Source organism: Exiguobacterium sp. PHA03, from assembly GCF_041945985.1.
Classification (GTDB): domain Bacteria; phylum Bacillota; class Bacilli; order Exiguobacteriales; family Exiguobacteriaceae; genus Exiguobacterium_A.
Genome location: NZ_JAUTYQ010000001.1, coordinates 1,244,589 through 1,264,274 on the forward strand (window position 1 = coordinate 1,244,589; position 19,686 = coordinate 1,264,274).

General features: G+C 47.8%; 19 protein-coding genes. All 19 read right to left on the reverse strand.

Annotation, left to right across the window (positions count from 1 at the left end; genetic code table 11):
- Positions 1-14: 14 nt before the first annotated feature.
- Positions 15-920 (reverse strand): tyrosine recombinase XerC, encoded by a 906-nt coding sequence (locus Q7C19_RS06700; protein ID WP_231496840.1) that lies wholly within the window; start codon positions 918-920, stop codon positions 15-17.
- A 145-nt stretch (positions 921-1,065) separates the two neighbouring features.
- The gene (gene trmFO / locus Q7C19_RS06705) at positions 1,066-2,370 is read right to left on the reverse strand and encodes an FADH(2)-oxidizing methylenetetrahydrofolate--tRNA-(uracil(54)-C(5))-methyltransferase TrmFO (protein ID WP_375091893.1); all 1,305 of its coding nucleotides are present in this window, start codon (positions 2,368-2,370) and stop codon (positions 1,066-1,068) included.
- Between the two features lie 3 nt (positions 2,371-2,373).
- On the reverse strand, positions 2,374-4,470 hold the full coding sequence (gene topA, locus Q7C19_RS06710) for a type I DNA topoisomerase (RefSeq protein ID WP_375091894.1): 2,097 nt from the start codon (positions 4,468-4,470) through the stop codon (positions 2,374-2,376).
- Between the two features lie 48 nt (positions 4,471-4,518).
- On the reverse strand, positions 4,519-5,346 hold the full coding sequence (dprA, locus tag Q7C19_RS06715) for a DNA-processing protein DprA (protein WP_375091895.1): 828 nt from the start codon (positions 5,344-5,346) through the stop codon (positions 4,519-4,521).
- 82 nt (positions 5,347-5,428) lie between these two features.
- Complete coding sequence (gene sucD, locus Q7C19_RS06720; protein WP_035406957.1) at positions 5,429-6,346, reverse strand: succinate--CoA ligase subunit alpha; 918 nt, start codon at positions 6,344-6,346, stop codon at positions 5,429-5,431.
- Between the two features lie 13 nt (positions 6,347-6,359).
- Positions 6,360-7,520, reverse strand: coding sequence for an ADP-forming succinate--CoA ligase subunit beta (sucC, locus tag Q7C19_RS06725; RefSeq protein WP_023468732.1), 1,161 nt, complete (start codon positions 7,518-7,520; stop codon positions 6,360-6,362).
- An 87-nt stretch (positions 7,521-7,607) separates the two neighbouring features.
- Positions 7,608-7,868, reverse strand: a complete 261-nt coding sequence (locus tag Q7C19_RS06730; RefSeq protein ID WP_035406955.1) for an EscU/YscU/HrcU family type III secretion system export apparatus switch protein — start codon at positions 7,866-7,868, stop codon at positions 7,608-7,610.
- Complete coding sequence (locus tag Q7C19_RS06735; RefSeq protein WP_375091896.1) at positions 7,865-8,731, reverse strand: flagellar hook-length control protein FliK; 867 nt, start codon at positions 8,729-8,731, stop codon at positions 7,865-7,867. The genes Q7C19_RS06730 and Q7C19_RS06735 overlap by 4 nt, the downstream gene beginning before the upstream one ends.
- Before the next feature lie 12 nt (positions 8,732-8,743).
- A complete protein-coding gene (locus tag Q7C19_RS06740; protein WP_375091897.1) occupies positions 8,744-9,496 on the reverse strand; it encodes a ribonuclease HII in 753 nt (250 codons plus the stop codon).
- Positions 9,497-9,547: 51 nt separating this feature from the next.
- The gene (ylqF, locus tag Q7C19_RS06745; protein ID WP_035409511.1) at positions 9,548-10,411 is read right to left on the reverse strand and encodes a ribosome biogenesis GTPase YlqF; all 864 of its coding nucleotides are present in this window, start codon (positions 10,409-10,411) and stop codon (positions 9,548-9,550) included.
- Between the two features lie 147 nt (positions 10,412-10,558).
- The gene (gene lepB / locus Q7C19_RS06750; RefSeq protein WP_290775247.1) at positions 10,559-11,098 is read right to left on the reverse strand and encodes a signal peptidase I; all 540 of its coding nucleotides are present in this window, start codon (positions 11,096-11,098) and stop codon (positions 10,559-10,561) included.
- A 104-nt stretch (positions 11,099-11,202) separates the two neighbouring features.
- Entirely contained in the window at positions 11,203-11,556 is a 354-nt protein-coding gene (rplS, locus tag Q7C19_RS06755) for a 50S ribosomal protein L19 (protein WP_023468738.1), read from the reverse strand.
- Positions 11,557-11,668: 112 nt separating this feature from the next.
- Entirely contained in the window at positions 11,669-12,397 is a 729-nt protein-coding gene (trmD, locus tag Q7C19_RS06760; RefSeq protein ID WP_035406944.1) for a tRNA (guanosine(37)-N1)-methyltransferase TrmD, read from the reverse strand.
- Positions 12,394-12,903, reverse strand: a complete 510-nt coding sequence (rimM, locus tag Q7C19_RS06765) for a ribosome maturation factor RimM (protein WP_375091898.1) — start codon at positions 12,901-12,903, stop codon at positions 12,394-12,396. The genes trmD and rimM overlap by 4 nt, the downstream gene beginning before the upstream one ends.
- Before the next feature lie 62 nt (positions 12,904-12,965).
- Positions 12,966-13,241 (reverse strand): 30S ribosomal protein S16, encoded by a 276-nt coding sequence (rpsP, locus tag Q7C19_RS06770; RefSeq protein WP_023468741.1) that lies wholly within the window; start codon positions 13,239-13,241, stop codon positions 12,966-12,968.
- A 93-nt stretch (positions 13,242-13,334) separates the two neighbouring features.
- Positions 13,335-14,684: a signal recognition particle protein gene (gene ffh / locus Q7C19_RS06775; RefSeq protein WP_023468742.1), complete on the reverse strand. Its 1,350-nt coding sequence runs from the start codon at positions 14,682-14,684 to the stop codon at positions 13,335-13,337.
- 12 nt (positions 14,685-14,696) lie between these two features.
- On the reverse strand, positions 14,697-15,017 hold the full coding sequence (locus Q7C19_RS06780) for a putative DNA-binding protein (RefSeq protein WP_023468743.1): 321 nt from the start codon (positions 15,015-15,017) through the stop codon (positions 14,697-14,699).
- Positions 15,018-15,116: 99 nt separating this feature from the next.
- On the reverse strand, positions 15,117-16,121 hold the full coding sequence (gene ftsY, locus Q7C19_RS06785) for a signal recognition particle-docking protein FtsY (protein WP_035406938.1): 1,005 nt from the start codon (positions 16,119-16,121) through the stop codon (positions 15,117-15,119).
- Positions 16,118-19,681, reverse strand: coding sequence for a chromosome segregation protein SMC (smc, locus tag Q7C19_RS06790; protein ID WP_375092149.1), 3,564 nt, complete (start codon positions 19,679-19,681; stop codon positions 16,118-16,120). The genes ftsY and smc overlap by 4 nt, the downstream gene beginning before the upstream one ends.
- Between the last annotated feature and the right edge of the window lie 5 nt (positions 19,682-19,686).

Here is a 19,686-nt window from a genome sequence, read left to right on the forward strand (position 1 = left end):
CAATGTTTCCTCCCTTAGGCACGAGGATGTGCTTGTTGATAAACATGTCGTAATCGTTCCGTTGTTACGTGTGTATACTGACCGGTCGTCGAAAGAGATGCATGTCCAAGTAGCTCCTGGACCGCTCGCAAATCGGCTCCTCTTTCTAGCAGATCCGTCGCGAAACTATGACGAAGCGCATGGGGTGTCACATGTTTCCCAACGAGTTGTTCCCCTTTTTTCATGATTTTCCGAATCGCATCCGTCGTCAATCGACGTCCTGAATGAGACAAGAACAATGCTTGCTCATGACCTGCAACTGGATCTCGTGATGGTAAGTACAGTTCTAATGCATCTTTCGCAAAGGTTCCAATTGGCGCAATGCGCTCTTTCCCACCTTTTCCATACACATGGACGTAGGAATGATCAGTTGCGAGATCACGAAGATCCAGTTGAACGACCTCGCTGACTCGCATACCCGTCGCATATAAAAGTTCCACTAACGCGACATTCCGGTTACCAAGCGTATCACTCGATCGAAATGCATCGAGGAAACGTTCATATTCCGTTGGGACAAGGAATGTCGGAAGTCCTTGTTGTCGTTTTGGTGCTTTTAATCCATCAAATGGATTAGGTTCATCGGTGTCACGTGTCAAAAAACGACCAAATTGTTTGAGGCAGGAAACTTTTTGCGCAATCGTTGCTCGCGCCAGCTCCTGATCGTAAAGAGCATACAAATAACGCCGTGCACTTGCCAATTCAATCGATCGTAATTGATGATCGCGGCAAAAAGCGGCGTATTGTCGAAGTGTTTGATCATAAGAGCGACCTGTATTCGGAGATAATTGACGTTCAATATGAACATACCGCATGAAATCTTCTAGCAGTCGCTCAAAAGCAGTGTCTATCCCCATGAATGCGCCCCCTTCTGACCATTTCATTCTCGAATCGCCCTTAGCATAGCACAGACCAAGTAGTCTGACAATAGACCAAAAACCGAAAAATTAACGAAATTATCACGCTTTTATGACAAATTAAGAAATGGGGAGAAAGAGCGCTGAATCACGCCTTTCTCCCCATCAACAATCACATATCCGTGAAAACTTTGATCGCTTCAAGCGCTCGCTCTGCATAGAGCGCATACTTCTCTGGTTTTTTCATCCGAACCGGGTGACCGACAAGTGCCGGAACCAAACCGAAGTTGGCATTCATTGGCTGGAAATTTTTCCCCTCCGTCGTCGTGATGTAATGCGACATTGCACCCATCATCGTCTCTTGCGGGAATGTAACCGGTTCTGCCTCGTTAACAAGACGCGCCGCATTGATTCCGGCAGTCAAGCCGGATGCTGCTGACTCGACGTATCCTTCGACCCCTGTCATTTGACCAGCAAAGAACAAGTCGTCACGCGTACGTGTTTGATACGTCGGTTTCAACAAGTTCGGTGAGTTGACGAACGTGTTCCGATGCATAACACCATAACGGACGATTTCTGCATTTTCAAGACCTGGAATCAAACGAATGATCCGCTTTTGTTCGCCCCATTTTAAATGTGTCTGGAAGCCGACGAGATTAAACAGTGTCCCTGCTGAATTGTCTTGACGCAGTTGAACGACAGCATATGGTCGTTTTCCTGTTTTCGGATCTTCGAGTCCGACTGGCTTCATTGGTCCGAATAAGAGCGTTTTCGGACCACGAGAAGCGAGTACTTCAAAAGGCATGCATCCTTCGAAGTAAATCTCTTTTTCGAATTCCTTCAACGGAACGACTTCCGCATTGATTAGCTCGTCATAGAAGAGTTGGAATTCTTCTTCCGTCATTGGGCAATTCAAGTAGGCAGCTTCTCCTTTATCGTAACGCGATTTTAGGTACACCTTCTCACGATCGATTGTATCCCCGTCGAGAATCGGTGCCGCTGCATCGAAGAAGTACAGGTAATCTTCGCCTGTGAATTGTTTAAGTGATTCCGATAATGCCGCACTCGTCAACGGACCCGTCGCAACGATCGTCGGACCATCTGGAATCGCTTCGATTTCTTCGTGGTGGACTGTAACGTTCGGATGGTTTTTCAACGTTTCCGTCACGTATCCTGCAAAGTCATGCCGATCGACAGCAAGTGCTCCACCTGCTGGGACGCTCGCTAAGTCTGCCGCCTTCATGATCAAGGAATCGAGCTGACGCATTTCTTCCTTTAATACACCGACTGCGTTCGTCAGCTGATTTGCCCGAAGTGAGTTCGAACAGACGAGTTCTGCGAATTGGTCTGTATGGTGCGCGGGTGTCTGTTTGACTGGCCGCATTTCATATAAATCTACTTGTACGCCGCGTTTTGCAAGTTGCCATGCTGCTTCAGAACCTGCAAGTCCCGCGCCGATTACCGTTACACGTTTCAACGGTCATTCCTCCTCTTGCTCCTGATCGATGCGTGTTTCATGATGTCCACAAGATGTACATTCTACTTTCACACCGTTCTTGATTTTCTTTTGTACCATCATATTGCTACATACCGGACATGGTTCTTCGACCGGTTTATCCCACGAAACGAACTCACATTCCGGATAGTTCGAACAACCGTAGAACAAACGTCCTTTTTTACTTCGTCGTTCGACGATATCACCGGTTCCACATGTCGGACACTTCACACCAATCTCGACTTGGATCGGTTTCGTGTTACGACACTCTGGGAAATTCGAGCACGCCATGAACTTACCATAACGTCCCATCTTTATGACCATCGGATGACCACAGACTTCACAATCTTCTCCAGCTGGTTCATCTTTGATTTCAATCTTCTCGATCTCTGCTTCCGCTCGTGTCAGACGTTTCGCAAAGGATTTATAGATTGGATCGACGACTTCCGTCCACTGCATGTCGCCTTTTTCGATCGCATCGAGTAGAGCTTCCATGTCTGCCGTGAACTGGACGGTGATGAACTCTTGGAAATAGTCGCTGATCATATCGATGACGAGTTCACCAAGTTCCGTTGGTAAGAATTTCTTCTCTTCAAGCGTCACGTAACCCCGTTTTTGAATCGTATCGAGTGTCGGCGCATACGTCGACGGACGACCAATTCCGAGTTCTTCCATCGCCCGGACAAGACGCGCTTCCGTATAACGTGGTGGTGGTTGAGTAAAGTGTTGCTTCGGTTCGATTGCTGATTGTTTCAACTCTTCCCCTTTATCAAGTGGAGGAAGTAATCCTTCCTTGACGTCGGTAACGGCCTCATCATCGGTATCTTCGATGTAAACCTTCATGAAGCCTGGGAATTTAACAGTTGATCCGTTCGCACGGAACATAACATCGTTCGAGACAAGGTCGATTTTGACGGTATCGAGAATTGCTGGCGCCATCTGACTTGCGACGAATCGTTCCCAGATCAGTTTATATAAACGGAATTGGTCACGCGATAGATACGATTTAACGAGTTGTGGTTCACGCATTGTCGAAGTCGGGCGAACCGCTTCGTGCGCATCCTGTGAGTTCGCTGATTTTTTTTCTTTGCGTTTTTCACTTGCGATGTATTCTTTTCCATACGCCTGCTCGATGAACCCGTGTGCTTCGAGGTTCGCCGATTCAGACGTCCGTGTTGAATCGGTACGCATATACGTGATCAAACCGACCGTACCTTCTTTTCCGATCTCGATTCCTTCGTATAGCTGTTGTGCGATCATCATTGTCTTCTTCGCTCGGAAATTCAGTTTACGTGCTGCTTCCTGTTGCAAAGAACTAGTCGTAAACGGTAACGCTGGATTCCGTTTCCGCTCTTTTTTCGTGACGGAATCAACTGTAAAGTCTTCTGAGAGTTGATTCAAGATTTGATCGACTTCTTCTTGCGAATGAAGTTCACGTTTCTTACCATCCACTCCGTAGAAGTTTGCTTCGAGCTTTTCACCGTTTGCATCGAGTTCGAGTTTGATCGTCCAGTATTCTTCTGGCATGAACGCATTGATTTCTTGTTCCCGGTCGATAATCATCTTAACAGCAACCGATTGTACACGTCCTGCAGATAAACCTTTTTTGATCTTCTTCCATAATAACGGACTCATGCTATAACCAACAAGGCGGTCCAAGATACGACGTGCTTGCTGTGCATCCACAAGATCATAATTGAGCTTGCGTGGTCGCTTGAACGAATCCTTGATGGCATCTTTCGTGATTTCATTGAAAACGACGCGGCACTCTGTTGATTCATCAACGCCTAATGCTTTGGCTAAATGCCATGCGATCGCTTCCCCTTCACGGTCGGGGTCGGCTGCAAGATAGATTTTTTGTGCTTTTTTCGCAGCTGTCTTGAGTTCTTTTAAGACCGGACCTTTACCACGGATCGTGATATATTTCGGTTCATAGTCATGTTCGACGTCGACTCCCATTTGGCTTTTCGGCAAGTCAATGACGTGCCCCATCGACGCTTTCACGGTATAGTTGGATCCGAGATAACGTTTAATGGTTTTTGCCTTAGCGGGTGACTCGACGATTACTAGATATTTTGCCATTGCAATCGCTCCCTATTAGAGGCGTACTCCGTATTTTAATCTCACTTATCATAGTAGTCTCGATTCCCATTTGTCAACGTTCAGCCGAATAGTTTTTGAAACTTCTTCCGGATCAAGGAGTGGAATCGCTCCTTCTGCGATCAATTGATTCGTTCCGGCAAAGAACGTTTCAGTCGGGCACCCCGGTAAACAATAGACATCTTTTCCTTGATCAAGCGCGTGACTTGCTGTGTTCATCGTACCACTTCGTTTTGCTGCCTCGACGATGATCAACGACGAGGACAAGCCGGCAATAATCCGATTTCGTTCTAGAAATTGAAATTTTTGAATGGGTGTGCCAGGTGGATATTCGGAGAGAAGAAGACCATTCGAGAAGATACGTTCAAAAAGAGCAGCATGGGAAGTTGGATATAGACGATCAAGTCCGCCGGCCAGAACCGCAATCGTTGTCTGTTGATGTTTTAAGGATAGACGATGGACGAGGGCATCGATGCCATATGCGCCTCCGGAAACGGTGGCGAGATCTGGATGAAAGAAGGGTTGTAGAAAATTCATGCGGGAAAGGTGTTGCGGTGAGGGAGTTCGACTACCGATGATACTGATGCGTGGAAGAGTTAGGCGGGACGGATCACCGCGGTAAAAGAGGGCATAGATAGGTTGAGGAATCTTCAGTAGTACGGTTGGAAACAGTGGATCTCCTTTAACTAGAATCGACTCTTCGATCCGATCAAGTTGCAGTGCTTGTTCATATCGTTTTCGAAGCCGATTTGAAACGGGTAATTCATGACTTGGAACGATTCCGAACTGTTCAATCAATTGAACAATCGGATACGGTACCTGACACATGGCGAAGCGGACATACAGTTCTCGATTCATGAGATCAACGCTCCTTCTTTAAGCTTCTTATTTATATAGAAGAAAGCCGTCCTGATTTGATCAGGACAGCTCTTTTTTTGATTTATTTGACTGTGCTGTTCGTCACGCACTCGTCATAGATCCCTGCTTCTTTGATGACACGGATTAACGTCTCACCAATGACAGCTGGTGTTTCTGCCACTTCAATTCCGTTTGCACGGAGTGTCTTGATTTTTTCAGCAGCTGTTCCTTTACCGCCGGAAATGATCGCACCTGCGTGACCCATCCGTTTACCGGCAGGAGCCGTTTGACCACCAATGAAACCGATGACTGGCTTCGTCATGTTCGCTTTGACCCACTCAGCCGCTTCTTCTTCCGCTGTTCCACCGATTTCACCTAACATGATGACGGCTTTTGTTTCTGGATCTTCATTGAACGCTTTTAGTGTATCGATGAAGTCTGTTCCATTGACTGGGTCGCCCCCGATACCGACAGCTGTCGATTGACCGATGCCTGCCGTCGTCAATTGATGAACGGCTTCATACGTCAACGTTCCAGAACGCGAAACGATTCCGACATGTCCCGGTGTATGGATGTATCCTGGCATGATACCAAGTTTTGCGACACCTGGAGTGATGACGCCTGGACAGTTTGGTCCGATAAGACGAACTGGCTTGCCCTCAAGGTAACGTTTTACTTTAACCATATCAAGAACTGGAATACCTTCCGTGATACAGATGATCAATGCGATGTTCGCATCTGCTGCTTCCATGATCGCATCTGCTGCGAATGCTGGTGGCACGTAGATAATCGATGCGTTCGCACCTGTTTTGTCGACCGCTTGTGCGACCGTATCGAAGACCGGAACACCACCAAGTACTTCCGTACCGCCTTTTCCTGGTGTGACACCACCTACGAGGTTTGTTCCGTAGTCGATCATCTGTTCACCATGGAACATCCCTTGATTACCTGTAATCCCTTGAATAATGACTTTCGTCGATTCGTTCACCCAAATACTCATCTTTAGCTCCCCCTTACTTCACGAGCGCAGCAATTTTTTCTGCGCCGTCTGCCATTGATGTAGCTGCTGTAATCGCTAGACCTGAATCTTTGAGAATTTGTTTTCCTGCATCAACATTCGTCCCTTCAAGACGAACGACGAGCGGCAATTCGAGACCGACTTCTTTTGTCGCCGCAACGATACCTTCTGCGATGACGTCACATTTCATGATTCCACCGAAAATGTTAACGAAAATCCCTTTAACGTTCTCATCCGACAAGATCAGTTTGAAGGCTTCTGTTACCTTCTCCTTCGTCGCACCACCACCGACATCAAGGAAGTTCGCAGGATCACCACTGAAGTGTTTGATGATATCCATCGTTGCCATGGCAAGACCAGCACCATTGACGAGGCAGCCGATATTTCCATCGAGCGCGATGTAGTTCAAATCACTCTTCGATGCTTCGACTTCGCGTGGATCTTCTTCTGTTTCATCACGTAACGCCACGATGTCCGCATGACGATATAATGCGTTCGAGTCGAAGTTCAACTTCGCGTCCAGCGCGAGAACTTCGCCATCCTTCGTCGTAACGAGTGGGTTAATTTCTGCGATCGAACAATCCTTGTCGACGAAGAAATTATAAAGTTTCGTGACCATACCGACGAACTTGTTGACGAGCTTCACAGGAACACCCATTGCGAACGCAAGTTTACGCGCTTGGAATCCTTGAAGACCAACTGCAGGATCGACGACTTCTTTAATGATTTTTTCCGGTGTCGCTTCCGCCACCTCTTCGATGTCCATACCACCTTCGCTTGATCCCATGATGACGACACGTCCTGTCACACGATCAAGTACGATTCCAAGATAGTATTCTTTATCAATCGCACAGCCTTCTTCGACGAGAAGACGTTGAACGACTTTTCCTTCGGGACCTGTTTGGTGCGTGACGAGCGTTTTGCCGAGTAACTCCGTCGCATATTCCTTCACTTCTTCTTGCGATTTCGCAAGCTTGACGCCACCTGCTTTACCGCGTCCCCCCGCGTGAATTTGAGCTTTGACGACTTTAATCGGGCCCGACAATTGTTCTGATGCATCGACCGCCTCTTCGACGGTGAAGGCTGCGATTCCGTTTGGTACGGGTACCCCGTACGAACGAAGTAATTCTTTTGCCTGATACTCATGTACATTCATGAAAAAATCCCCCTTAACCCCTTTAGTTTCGGCTCTTTCATTGTAGTTAAAATTGGAAGCGCTGTCTATCGTTATCGACCGAAAGCTTTATTTTTTCAGAATTCCATCTTGATCAAGACGATATAAAAAGGCGAATAATTCGGCAATGACACCATATAGTTCTTCTGGGATCTGTTCTGATACTTGAACAGCATCCAGTAACGTCATCAGCGTTTCGTCCTGCCGGATCGGAATATCGTGCTTTAATGCCTCTTCTAAAATCCGTTCCGCGATATGTTCTGATCCCTTAGCGACGACTTTCGGCGCATGCATTTGTTCTTCGTATGATAGAGCAATCGCTTTTTTCATATATGGAGATCCACCCTTCCATTACGCGTCGAGATATCATGTGGTATGCGTTCTTTCGTCTGCTCGACCCAATCGAATCGCGTCAACGCATAGCCCTGTTCCTCGAGTCGTGCTTGAATCTGAGGCGTATAGGCTTGCATGAACGTATCGACGTGCGCATTTGGATGAAAGACGGAGATCGAAACGTTCCGGTCTACGATCAAGACATCAATTGCGACCTCACCAAGCGTCGGTAATTGTAAGTATAAGACGATACGGGCATGATTTGGATCAAACGTTCGTTCGAACGGTGCTTCCATCATGAGATCAACATCTTCGAAAGGTCCGAATTGAGGTAATTGAAATAAATATACTCCTTTTCCTACTTCATTTGTTGCTTGAACGAGTTGTTGCGCTAAAATTTGATCACTCGTCTTTCGATCAAGCGATCGACCTGCCTCGTCGCCCTTTGCCAATTGAACGAGTTCAGTAAGAGCGTGTTTTAACTGCTTCGCTTCTCCTTCCGTCACGGGTTGACCGATTTGCCTTAGTAGTTCCCGTGTTTCCGCAGTCGGTACCGTCTGGCGCTGTAAAAAGGAATCGAGTAACTGGGGTAATGCTGATTTTTGCGGGACAGACTCAGTCGAGATGATTTTTAAGACCGGTTGTCCTTCTGCTGAAACGACTTGAAAGCGATACATGCTCCCTTCTTTTAGTTCGGCCGTCGTCCCTGCCGTCAAGACGCGTTGACCGACCTGTAGTTCCATTAATCCGTCCGGCAACAGTTTTAAGACTTTGCCGACGATGTTTGCGCCTTCCCGTAACGGTAAGTTCGCATGATCGATGATTTTAAATGGTAGTAAGCCACGATGTTCGATGTGCATGCTCGATCCCTCCTAGAGACGTTCTTTGACAGGACGGAATGTTTTTCGGTGAATCGGTGTGACGCCCAGTGTATCAAGTGCTTGTAAATGCGTCGCAGTCCCGTAACCTGCGTGTGTTTCAAATCCGTATCCCGGATACTCGATCGCGTATTGTTCCATCATCGCATCTCGTGTCTCTTTTGCGACGACGCTTGCTGCAGCGATGGAGACACTTCTCGCATCTCCTTTGATGAGAGAGAGTTGTGGTGTGTCGTCGTCGAGTGTCATCGCATCAACCAGCAAGGCCTCAGGTTTGAGTTGACGAACCGCGACTTGCATTGCCCGTTTCGATGCTTGATAGATGTTGATCTCGTCAATTTCAGCTGGTTCGATGATGCCGACCGCAATCTCTGCAACGTCTTGTAGGTGTTTAAATGCCGCTTGTCGTTGTATTTTACTCATTTGTTTTGAATCCGTTAGTCCTGGATGATAGAACCCTTCTGGTAAGATGACAGCTGCCGCGACGACTGGACCAGCAAGCGGTCCCCGTCCCACTTCATCCACTCCGGCAATCCGTCTATATCCTTGCTGATGATACTGTTCTTCGAACGTGAATCGCTTTTTGAAATCGATCCGTTGTTGCTCTTCGAGGGCAAATCGTCGTTCTGTCTGACGAAACAGTGTATGCACCCCTTTTCGCGCGTCCGATGCGAGTTCCTGCTTCAATTGTGAAAACTCCTCGATCGTGATGTTGTGTAGACGTTCCTTTAATTCCGTAATCTTCATCTGTTTCGCTCCTTTGAAAAAAACTTGGACATCGAAGGATGTCCAAGTCCGTTATGCATGCGTTTCCCATTCTTCCACTGTTTCGAGCGTCACACGCCCTAGCTTTTCCGTCCGTAGTTCATGCAGAAGCATTTCACTCGTCCGTTCGAAATCGACGTAGCCACCTGAAACGAATCCGCGCTTTTTACCGATGGCTTCGAGTACATCAACCGCTTCTCCTGATACTTCGTCGAGACGATAACGCTCACGTAACTGCTCTGGATAACGCGTCTTTAGCTCACGAAGGGCAAACAGCGCGATATCGTCGATGTTTAAGATATCATCCTTGATCGCTCCTGTCGCTGCCAACCGATACCCGACGACTTGATCGTCGAACTTCGGCCAGAGGATACCTGGTGTATCGAGTAATTCCATCTCACCTGTCTTCATCTTGATCCATTGCTGGCGTTTCGTCACACCTGGGCGGTCACCCGTGATCGCAATGTTCCGACCGGCGAGTCGATTGATGAGTGTCGACTTCCCAACGTTTGGAATGCCGATGATCAAGGCACGAATCGCACTCGGATTCCGACCTTTCTCCCGCATTCGTGCATGTTTTTCTTTCATTAGTCGTAAAGCACCTTCATGAATTTGATTCAATCCTTTATTGTGCTTCGCGTCGACCGCGACGACATCAACACCATCTGCCCGTAATGCGTGCATCCACTGTTCGGTCACTCGTTTGTCCGCCATATCCGCTTTGTTGAGGACGATCAATCGTGGCTTACCTGCCGTGATTTGTTCGACCATCGGGTTACGGCTCGACATTGGAAGACGTGCATCGACAAGTTCGATCACGACATCGATCAACTTTAATTTTTCTGTAACTTCCCGCCGTGCTTTGGCCATGTGACCGGGGAACCATTGAATCGTCATATCCTTCACCTCGTTTATATATTCCTGGACTTCTTGCTGATCATACGATACTTGAAAAAACATCCACTCTCTAGTATACGCAACTTAAGACAAGAAAAGAAGATGAGGTACTTACTTTTCACGGTAAGCGTCTCATCTTCTTTCGTTTTAATCGACAGAGCGTAAATCATTGAATGGATAGAAGACGAAGTTCGTCGTTCCGACGATTTGATCCTCATCCACAAAACCGATATCACGACTATCTTTTGAATTTTGACGATTATCTCCCATGACGAATACCTTCCCTTTTGGAACAGTCGTTTTTCCTGTCCGTTCCTCAAGTGTAAAGTCCTCCGTCAATGGAACACCATTCATCTGAGCTTTGTACTCTTTTAAATACGGTTCAGCTACTTTCTTATCGTTGACGTACAACGTATCGTCTTTATAATACATCGTATCTCCCGGAACAGCGATCACTCGTTTGATATAGTCGCGTGTTTCCGTTGCATGAAAGACGACGATATCGCCTCTTTCTGGTTCATTAAAATAATACGGAATCTTATTGACGATCATCCGATCCGCATTGTGTAAGGTCGGCATCATCGATTCCCCATCGACGATGACGGGTACGAACAGGAACGTTCGAATGATGAACGCGATGACAAGCGCTACGACGAGCGCTTTTACCCAACTGAATAACTCCTTCACGAATTCCACTCCCTTGATTAACGCAATTTCTTCCTATGGACTAGTATACGCATAAACAACAAAAAAAAGAAGCTTGTCCGGAGACAAGCCACTTTTTCACATGATTAACGACGAATTTCTTTAATACGCGCCGCTTTACCACGAAGGTTACGGAGGTAGTAAAGTTTCGCACGACGGACTTTACCGTAGCGAACAACTTCGATTTGTGCAACACGTGGTGAGTGGAGCGGGAAAGCACGCTCAACGCCAACTCCGTAAGAAATTTTACGGACTGTGAATGTTTCACTGATGCCGCCACCGTGACGTTTGATGACTACGCCTTCGAAGAGCTGAATACGCTCACGCGTACCCTCGACGACTTTAACGTGTACACGGACTGTATCCCCAGGACGGAACGCAGGGACGTCTGACTTGATTTGTTCTTGTGTAAGTTCACGGAACAATTGTTGTGTGTTCATGAATGATTTCTCCTTTTTTCACCAATGTTCTTATCTTCATTTGCTTTCAGCATCCGACAGCGGAACATCGTTAATGGGTGGCTTTTGCCACATGTTTTAACTTATCATAGATTCAATCGTTTGACAATCCTGAAATCGATTCTAAATAAAGACGATCATCCTCGGTTAATGGAGCGTCAGCCAACAGATCCGGACGACGCTCAAATGTCCGCTTCAGCGACTGTTCCCGTCGCCATTTTGCAATCCGGGCATGGTTGCCTGATAACAAGACGTCGGGTACCTGGTATCCGGCATATTCAGCAGGACGTGTATAGTGTGGATATTCAAGAAGTCCCGTCGAAAAGGAATCGTCTTCGTGACTCTCAGACGCACCGAGGACGTCTGGCAAGAGACGGACGACAGCGTCAATCATTGTCATCGCAGCCAGTTCCCCTCCCGTCAAGACGAAGTCCCCAAGCGAGACCTCATCCGTTACAAGGTGATCATGAATCCGCTGATCAAATCCTTCGTAATGACCACATAGGAAGACCAGTTCTTCTTCTTGTGCCCACTCTTCTGCCATCCGTTGCGAAAAACGTTTACCGGTCGGTGTCATGACGATGATTCGTCGTTTTCCTTCCGGCAGACTCGCCATCGCGTCGAAGACGGGTTGAGGGGTCAACAGCATGCCTGCTCCCCCACCATACGGATAATCATCGACTTTACCATGACGATTCGTCGAGAAGTCTCGAAAATTGATTGTTTCAAGACTGACACGTTCATCATCTTGCGCTCGTTTGACTATTGAATGATCGAGCGCTGAAAACATTTCCGGAAACAGCGTCAACACTCGGATGTTCATTCTTCAATCAATCCTGGAAGCGGTGTGATTTGGATACGTTTTTGCTCGACATCGACGGAAGCAACGACTTGCTCGATATACGGGATCAGGACATCCTTTTTCCCATCGCGTTTGATCGTCCAGACGTCATTTGCGCCTGTTTCAAGAATGTCGGATACGACTCCGATTCTCGTCTCACCGTCATAAACCGTACAACCGATGATCTCATGATAGTAAAATTCATGCTCGTCTAAGTCTTGTAAATCTTCTGCGTGGACATAGAGTTTCAATCCTTTATACTTCTCGACGTCATTGATATGGTGCATCCCTTTGAACGTCACCATGATGAATTGTTTGTGTTTTCGGTAACCACTGATTGTCATCGGTGTGTACGTTCCGTCAGATCCAAGAAAAACTTCCTTCCCGACTTTAAAGCGTTCCTCCGGAAAATCCGTGCTCGCGAGTAACTTTAATTCACCTTTTAGACCATGTGTATTGGCGATTTTCGCAATTTCCAACCATTCCATTCATTTCACTTCCTTTCTTGAATTAAAAAAAGGAGGTAAGCTTTTGCTCACCTCCTAACGTCTTACTTCGCGAGTTTCGCGTTGTGGAATTTCTCCATGATACCAGCTTGTGAGAAGAGGTTACGAACTGTGTCCGAAGGTTTAGCACCTTCAGAGAGCCATTTAAGAGCTAGCTCTTCGTTGATTTTAACTTCTGCTTCTGGTTTAGCAACTGGATTGTAGTATCCGATTTGCTCGATGAAACGACCATCACGTGGTGCACGTGAGTCTGCTACTACCACACGGTAGAAAGGTGATTTTTTTGCGCCCATGCGCTTAAGACGAATTTTAACTGCCATTCGTAAGTCCCTCCAAATAATAGATGATTTTTTCGTTTAGTCAAATTGACAACTTCATTAGTATACAACGTTACAGCAAAAGAGAAAAGACTTTTAAAAGAATGGAAGGCCAAAGCCTTTCTTTTTCCCTTTGCCCATCTGTCCGGAAAATTGTTTCATCATTTTCCGCATGTCTTCGAACTGTTTAATGAGACGGTTGACTTCTTGGATACTGCGTCCGCTACCACGGGCAATCCGCTTCCGACGACTCGCATTCAAGATTTCAGGTTCAGTCCGCTCTCGTTTCGTCATCGATTGGATAATCGCTTCGACATACACGAGTTGCTTCTCATCGATTTGGGCGTTTTTCAACCCCTTCATCTTCCCTTTACCTGCCCCAGGGATCATTCCCAACAGTTCGTCGAGTGGACCCATCTGTTTCACTTGCTGCAACTGCTCGATGAAATCATCGAATGTAAACGATGCATCGCGCATTTTGCTTTCTAACTCTTTGGCACGCGTAGCGTCCATTTGTGACTCTGCTTTTTCAATCAGTGTCAGCATGTCTCCCATGCCTAGAATCCGAGACGCCATCCGCTCGGGATAGAATGGTTCGATGGCATCGAGCTTCTCTCCAAGACCGACGAATTTAATCGGTGCTCCGGTGACTGCCTTGATGGAGAGTGCTGCACCACCTCGCGTATCTCCGTCGAGCTTCGTCAGAACAACCCCCGTCACGCCAAGCTTCTCGTTGAAGCTTTCTGCGACGTTGACGGCGTCCTGACCCGTCATCGAATCGACGACAAGGAAGATTTCATGCGGTTTGGCGATCTCTTTAACATCAACGAGTTCCTGCATTAGTTCCTCATCGACGTGCAGACGACCTGCCGTATCGATCAACACGATATCGTGATGATGCTCTTTTGCATAATCGAGTGCACCGGTAACGATTTCTTGCGGACTGACCTGATCTCCCATTGAGAAGACCGGCAACTCCAATTGTTTCCCGAGTGTCTCTAATTGTTTGATTGCTGCCGGACGATAAATATCCGCCGCAACAAGCAAAGGACTACGATTATGTTTTTTACGTAAATGATTGGCAAGCTTACCCGTTGTCGTTGTTTTACCTGCCCCTTGCAGACCTGTCATCATGATGACGGTCGGAGGACGGTTCGCAAGCGTCAATGGTGACACTTCCGCACCCATCAGATTCGTCAATTCATCATGGACGATCTTGACGACTTGTTGCCCTGGCGTCAAAGATGTCATGACGTCCTGTCCGACGGCACGTTCCTTTACATCATTTACGAATTGTTTGACGACCTTGAAGTTGACGTCGGCTTCAAGTAGCGCTAAGCGAACTTCGCGCATCATCTCTTTGACGTCTGCTTCAGAAATCTTACCTTTACCTCGCATTTTAGCGAGACTGGCTTGAAGCCGTTCCGATAATCCTTCGAATGCCATTAAGAATGCCTCCTACTCTAATTGCTCCAATGTCTCAATGATCACTAGGGCTTCACCCGGAAGGTCGCATTGCTTCAGCTGATCGAGTAACTGCTTTCGCCGTTCGTGTTTCTTGAACAGGGATAGTCGTTCTTCATACTGCTCGAGCATGGCTTCCGTGCGTTTTATGTTGTCGTAGACTGCTTGTCGGCTGACTTCAAACTCATCGGCGATCTCACCTAAGGAAAAGTCATCTAAGTAATAGAGTGACATGTAATTCCGTTGTTTTGGTGTCAAAAGCTCCTGATAAAAGTCAATCAGATAGTTCATCCGGTTCGTTTTATCAAGTGTCATCCGAGCACCTCCGCAATGTTAAGTGAAATTCCTTTACAGATAGTATAGTACAGCCCTCACAGTGTGTTGTCAAGTTTTTTTCTTTACATGAAACGTCGCTTATTCTGCGCTTTCTTCCGTGTCAACGTTTTCTTTTTCTTCAAAGACATCACCGAACAATCCATAAACGAATTGTTCTGCATCAAACGGTTGTAAATCATCGATTTTTTCACCAAGACCAACGAACTTGACCGGGAGGTTCAATTCGTTCTTGATCGCAAGGACGATTCCACCTTTTGCCGTTCCATCAAGCTTCGTCAAGACGATCCCGCTGACGTTCGTCGCTTGTTTGAAGGCTTTCGCCTGCACCATCGCGTTTTGTCCTGTCGTCGCGTCAAGCGCCAGCAATACTTCGTGGGGAGCACCTGGAATTTCACGTTCGATGACACGTTTGACCTTTTCAAGTTCGTTCATCAGGTTGACCTTGTTTTGAAGGCGTCCTGCCGTATCGCAAATCAGGACATCGACCTTACGTGCTTTAGCTGCTTGGACAGCGTCGTAAACAACAGCGGCCGGATCCGATCCTTCTCCTTGACGGATGACCGGTACACCGGAGCGTTCGCCCCAGACTTGCAGTTGATCGATTGCACCCGCACGGAACGTATCACCCGCTGCTAACATGACGCTCTTGCCTTCTTGTTTCAAGCGGTTCGCAAGTTTCCCGATCGTCGTCGTCTTCCCGACCCCATTAACACCGACGAAGAGAATGACGTTCAGCTCATGATCGAGATCAAGTGCTGTCTCTTCCTCTTCAACTAACATCTTCGCGACGACTTCAACGAGGACATCACGTACTTCTTTTGGATCCTTGACGTTACGTCGTTTAACTTCTGTCTTTAACTCCTCGACCAAATCCATTGTCGTCGTCACGCCGACGTCGGCTTGAATCAATACTTCCTCTAGTTCTTCGAAGAAATCCTCATCGACTTCGCGGAAACGATAGACGAGATCATTGACGGCACTTGCTAGCCCATCGCGTGTCTTCGTCAGTCCTTGTGTGAATTTCGTCGTGACTTCTTGCGTCGAAGTCGTCAAGCGGTCTTTCAGTTTTTTAAAGAAACTCATTGTTTAATCTCCTTTGGTTCTTCACTTAATGTACGTCGTGCCTCTTCTAGTTTAACGGATAACACTTCAGATATCCCGTTTTGCTGCATCGTGACGCCGTACAAGACGTCTGCCGCCTCCATCGTTCCTTTCCGATGGGTGATGATGACGAACTGTGTCTCGCGCGCTAGCTGATGGACGAATTCGCCGAATCGCGCGACGTTCGCTTCATCAAGTGCCGCCTCGACTTCATCGAGGACACAGAATGGGACAGGACGGGTCTTTAGAATCGCGAACAAGAGAGCGATCGCCGTCAAGGCACGCTCTCCACCTGACAAGAGCGACAAATTTTGTAGCTTTTTGCCTGGCGGTTTCGCGACGATATCGATTCCGCTCGTCAGTAGATCAGTCGGATCGACGAGTACAAGGTCGGCTTCTCCACCCCCGAACAACTCCCGGAACGTTTCTCGGAAATGCTCACGGACGGCATCATACGTTTGTCGGAACAATCGAATGACTTCCCGGTCCATCTCTTCAATGACACCATAGAGATCCGTTTTAGCGGCGACGAGATCATCTCGTTGCGCCGATAGGAACGTAAACCGCTCATCGACTTCCGCGAATTCTTCGATTGCACCGATATTGACGATGCCGATTTCTTCGAGTTGACGCTTGAGCAGATGAATTTCCTCTTTCGCCTCATCATACGATTGATCGAGCGGAGCGATCAACTCGAGCAGTAATCCCATCTCTTCGAGCATTTCTTGTCTTGTCTCAAGGCGTGTGCTCGTTTTCCCTTGCGAGAGTCGTAGCTGCTCGAGTGCCTGTTTCGTCGTTTGTTGATCGTCCTTCGTCTTCGCTTCGCGAATTCGAATTAAGCGCAAGGATTCTGCCTGCACTTGAATCCGTTGCCCGATCGCGACAATTTCGGTCTCGACCCGCTTCTGCTCCTGTTCCTGTTCACGCTGCTCGCCGTGCAAGGCATCGATTTTCGCTTCATCGAAGCCTTCAAGGACATGACGCAAGTCACGGCGTTTATGACCACGTTCAAGCTTCGCGTGACTGACCTGTTCCGTCAGACGCTCGATCTCTTGCGTGAGTTGCGCTTGTTTCATTTGAATCGTCCGCTCTTCAAGAACTGCTTCTGCTTGTTCCTTCTTCAGTTCGTCCATCGTGACGGCACCACGGGCTTGAGCATCCTTAAGACGATCAAGTGCTTGTCTGAGCTCTGTTTGACGTTCCGTCCATTTCGCGATCTCGACTTCTGACATTTCGATGATACGGCGTGCTTCCTGTTCTTGTTCGAGCACACGTGCCATCTGCCGATCTTCAACCGATAATTCGGACGTCATGACGGCGAGGTGACGCTTCGCATCTGCCAACGTATCCCGCGATTGCTCGAGTTGTCCTTGTAATTCTTGAATCGTTTCTGTCCGCGTCCGAGCAGTAGCATCAAGCGTCTGAATCGCCGCTCTTAGATCTTCCAAGCGGCGCATCTGCTCCCGAATGACCGCTTGCCCTCGCGTCAGTCCCTCTTTTAACTCGTCGAGCTCGCGCGATTGACTGAACAATGGTGTGCCTTTTTTCCGACTTCCGCCGGTCATCGTTCCACCGACGTTGACGACATCTCCTTCGAGCGTGACGAGACGATAGCGATGTCCTGTCGAACGGGCAATTTGGTTCGCTTGTTCAAGTGATTCGACGACGAGTGTCGTACCGAGTAAGTTCATCTTTAATTTCGTCAGCGTCTCGTCTGTCGTCACAAGATCACTTGCGATCCCGACGAATCCAGACATCTCCCCGACTTGTTCTCGCACCGAACGGTTGACTTCACGTGTTTGGAGTGAGGCGAGCGGCATGAACGTCGCTCGACCGGCATTTAAGCGTCGCAGTTCCTGGATTAGACGACGTCCTGTCGCATCGGTATCAACGACGATGTTTTGCATTGCCCCACCAAGCGCCGTCTCGATTGCCGCTTCAAATCGCGCAGGGACCGAAATCAACTCCGCGACCGCTCCGTGAATACCTGGGTAATGATCTCGTTGTTTTAATATCGTCTTAACGGCACCGAAATAACCGCTATAGTCGGCTTTGACGGATTCAAGAAATTCAATCCGATCTTCCGTCTTATGACGACGTCGCTCTAAATCCGCAACGGACTGTTCAACTTGGCGTAACGCATGTTGTTGTTCGTCTCGTGCTGCGAGTGCCGTTGCCTCTTCCTCAGTCGCTTGATCTAATTCTGTCCGGATCGAAGCAACGTTCGCTTCTAATCGAGCGACGTCTTCCTCAAGTTGACGACGGGTCGACTGCTTCGTACCGCTATCCACCGTAAAGGAACGTTGTTGTTCTTCTGCCTGCATGAGATCTTGCTTCGCCCGATTATAGGCATTATTCGTCGCAGCCAATCGACTCGCCACTTCAAAGGCTTCCGAACGTAATGCTTCGGCTTCCTTATCAAAATCACGATCAGTTTGTGTCAACGCTTGATCAGCTCGTTCTCGCTCAGCCGTAATCCGTTTTGCTTCCTGATCGACTTCTGCTTGGCGTTCCTGTAAAGCGGTTAGTTCGAGTTCTAGTTCCTTGACGCGTTCTTCGACGATCGCGACCTCTTGTTCGAGTCGCTCTTTCGTCTCGGTACCGTGTTTTTCACGTTCTTTTGCTAGGTTAAGGGCACCTTGGATCTCAACAAGTCGCGTCGAGACATGTCGAAGTTGCTCCTGCAAAGCGTTTTCTTGTTGTCGTTCTTCTTCAAGCGTCGCTTCTTGTTTCTCCCGGGACACGACGGTCTCTTCGTGAGTTGTCTTTTGAGATGCAAGACGTTCTTCACATTGTGCGATATCACGCGCCAGTGTTTCGAGCTCCGTCTGATACGTCGTGATTTCATGCGCCAAGATGCCACGTTCCAGTACATCATGCCGTTCTCGAGCGACGAGATACTCTTTCGCGAGCGCTGCTTGTTCACGTAACGGCTCGATTCGTCCACCAAGTTCATATAAAATATCATCGACACGCGATAGATTCGCTTCCGTATCACTTAATTTCCGCTCGGCTTGCTTTTTGCGATGACGATACTTCAAGACGCCTGCTGCTTCTTCAATGACAGCACGACGTTCTTCCGGTTTTCCGGAAATGACTTGTTCGACCCGACCCTGTCCGATAATCGCAAAGGCGTCACGCGACAAGCCTGTGTCCATGAACAAATCAAGGACATCCTTCAGGCGACATGGTTTTTTATTTAAAAAATAATCGCTATCGCCATTACGGCTGACACGACGTGTAACACTGATCTCCTGATAAGGTAACGCGACCGTTCCCGACTCGTTATCTAAGACGAGCGTCACTTCTGCAAATTGTTTTCGGTGTTCAGACAAACTGCCGGCAAAAATGACGTCTTCCATCTTCGCCCCACGTAGTGACTTCGCAGATTGTTCTCCGAGCACCCAACGGACAGCGTCCGATATATTTGATTTTCCACTTCCGTTCGGTCCGACGACTGCCGTGACACCCGGAAGGAATTCTAGTTCAGTTCGACTCGCAAATGATTTGAAGCCATTGATTTCAATTCGTTTTAAGTACATCTTGA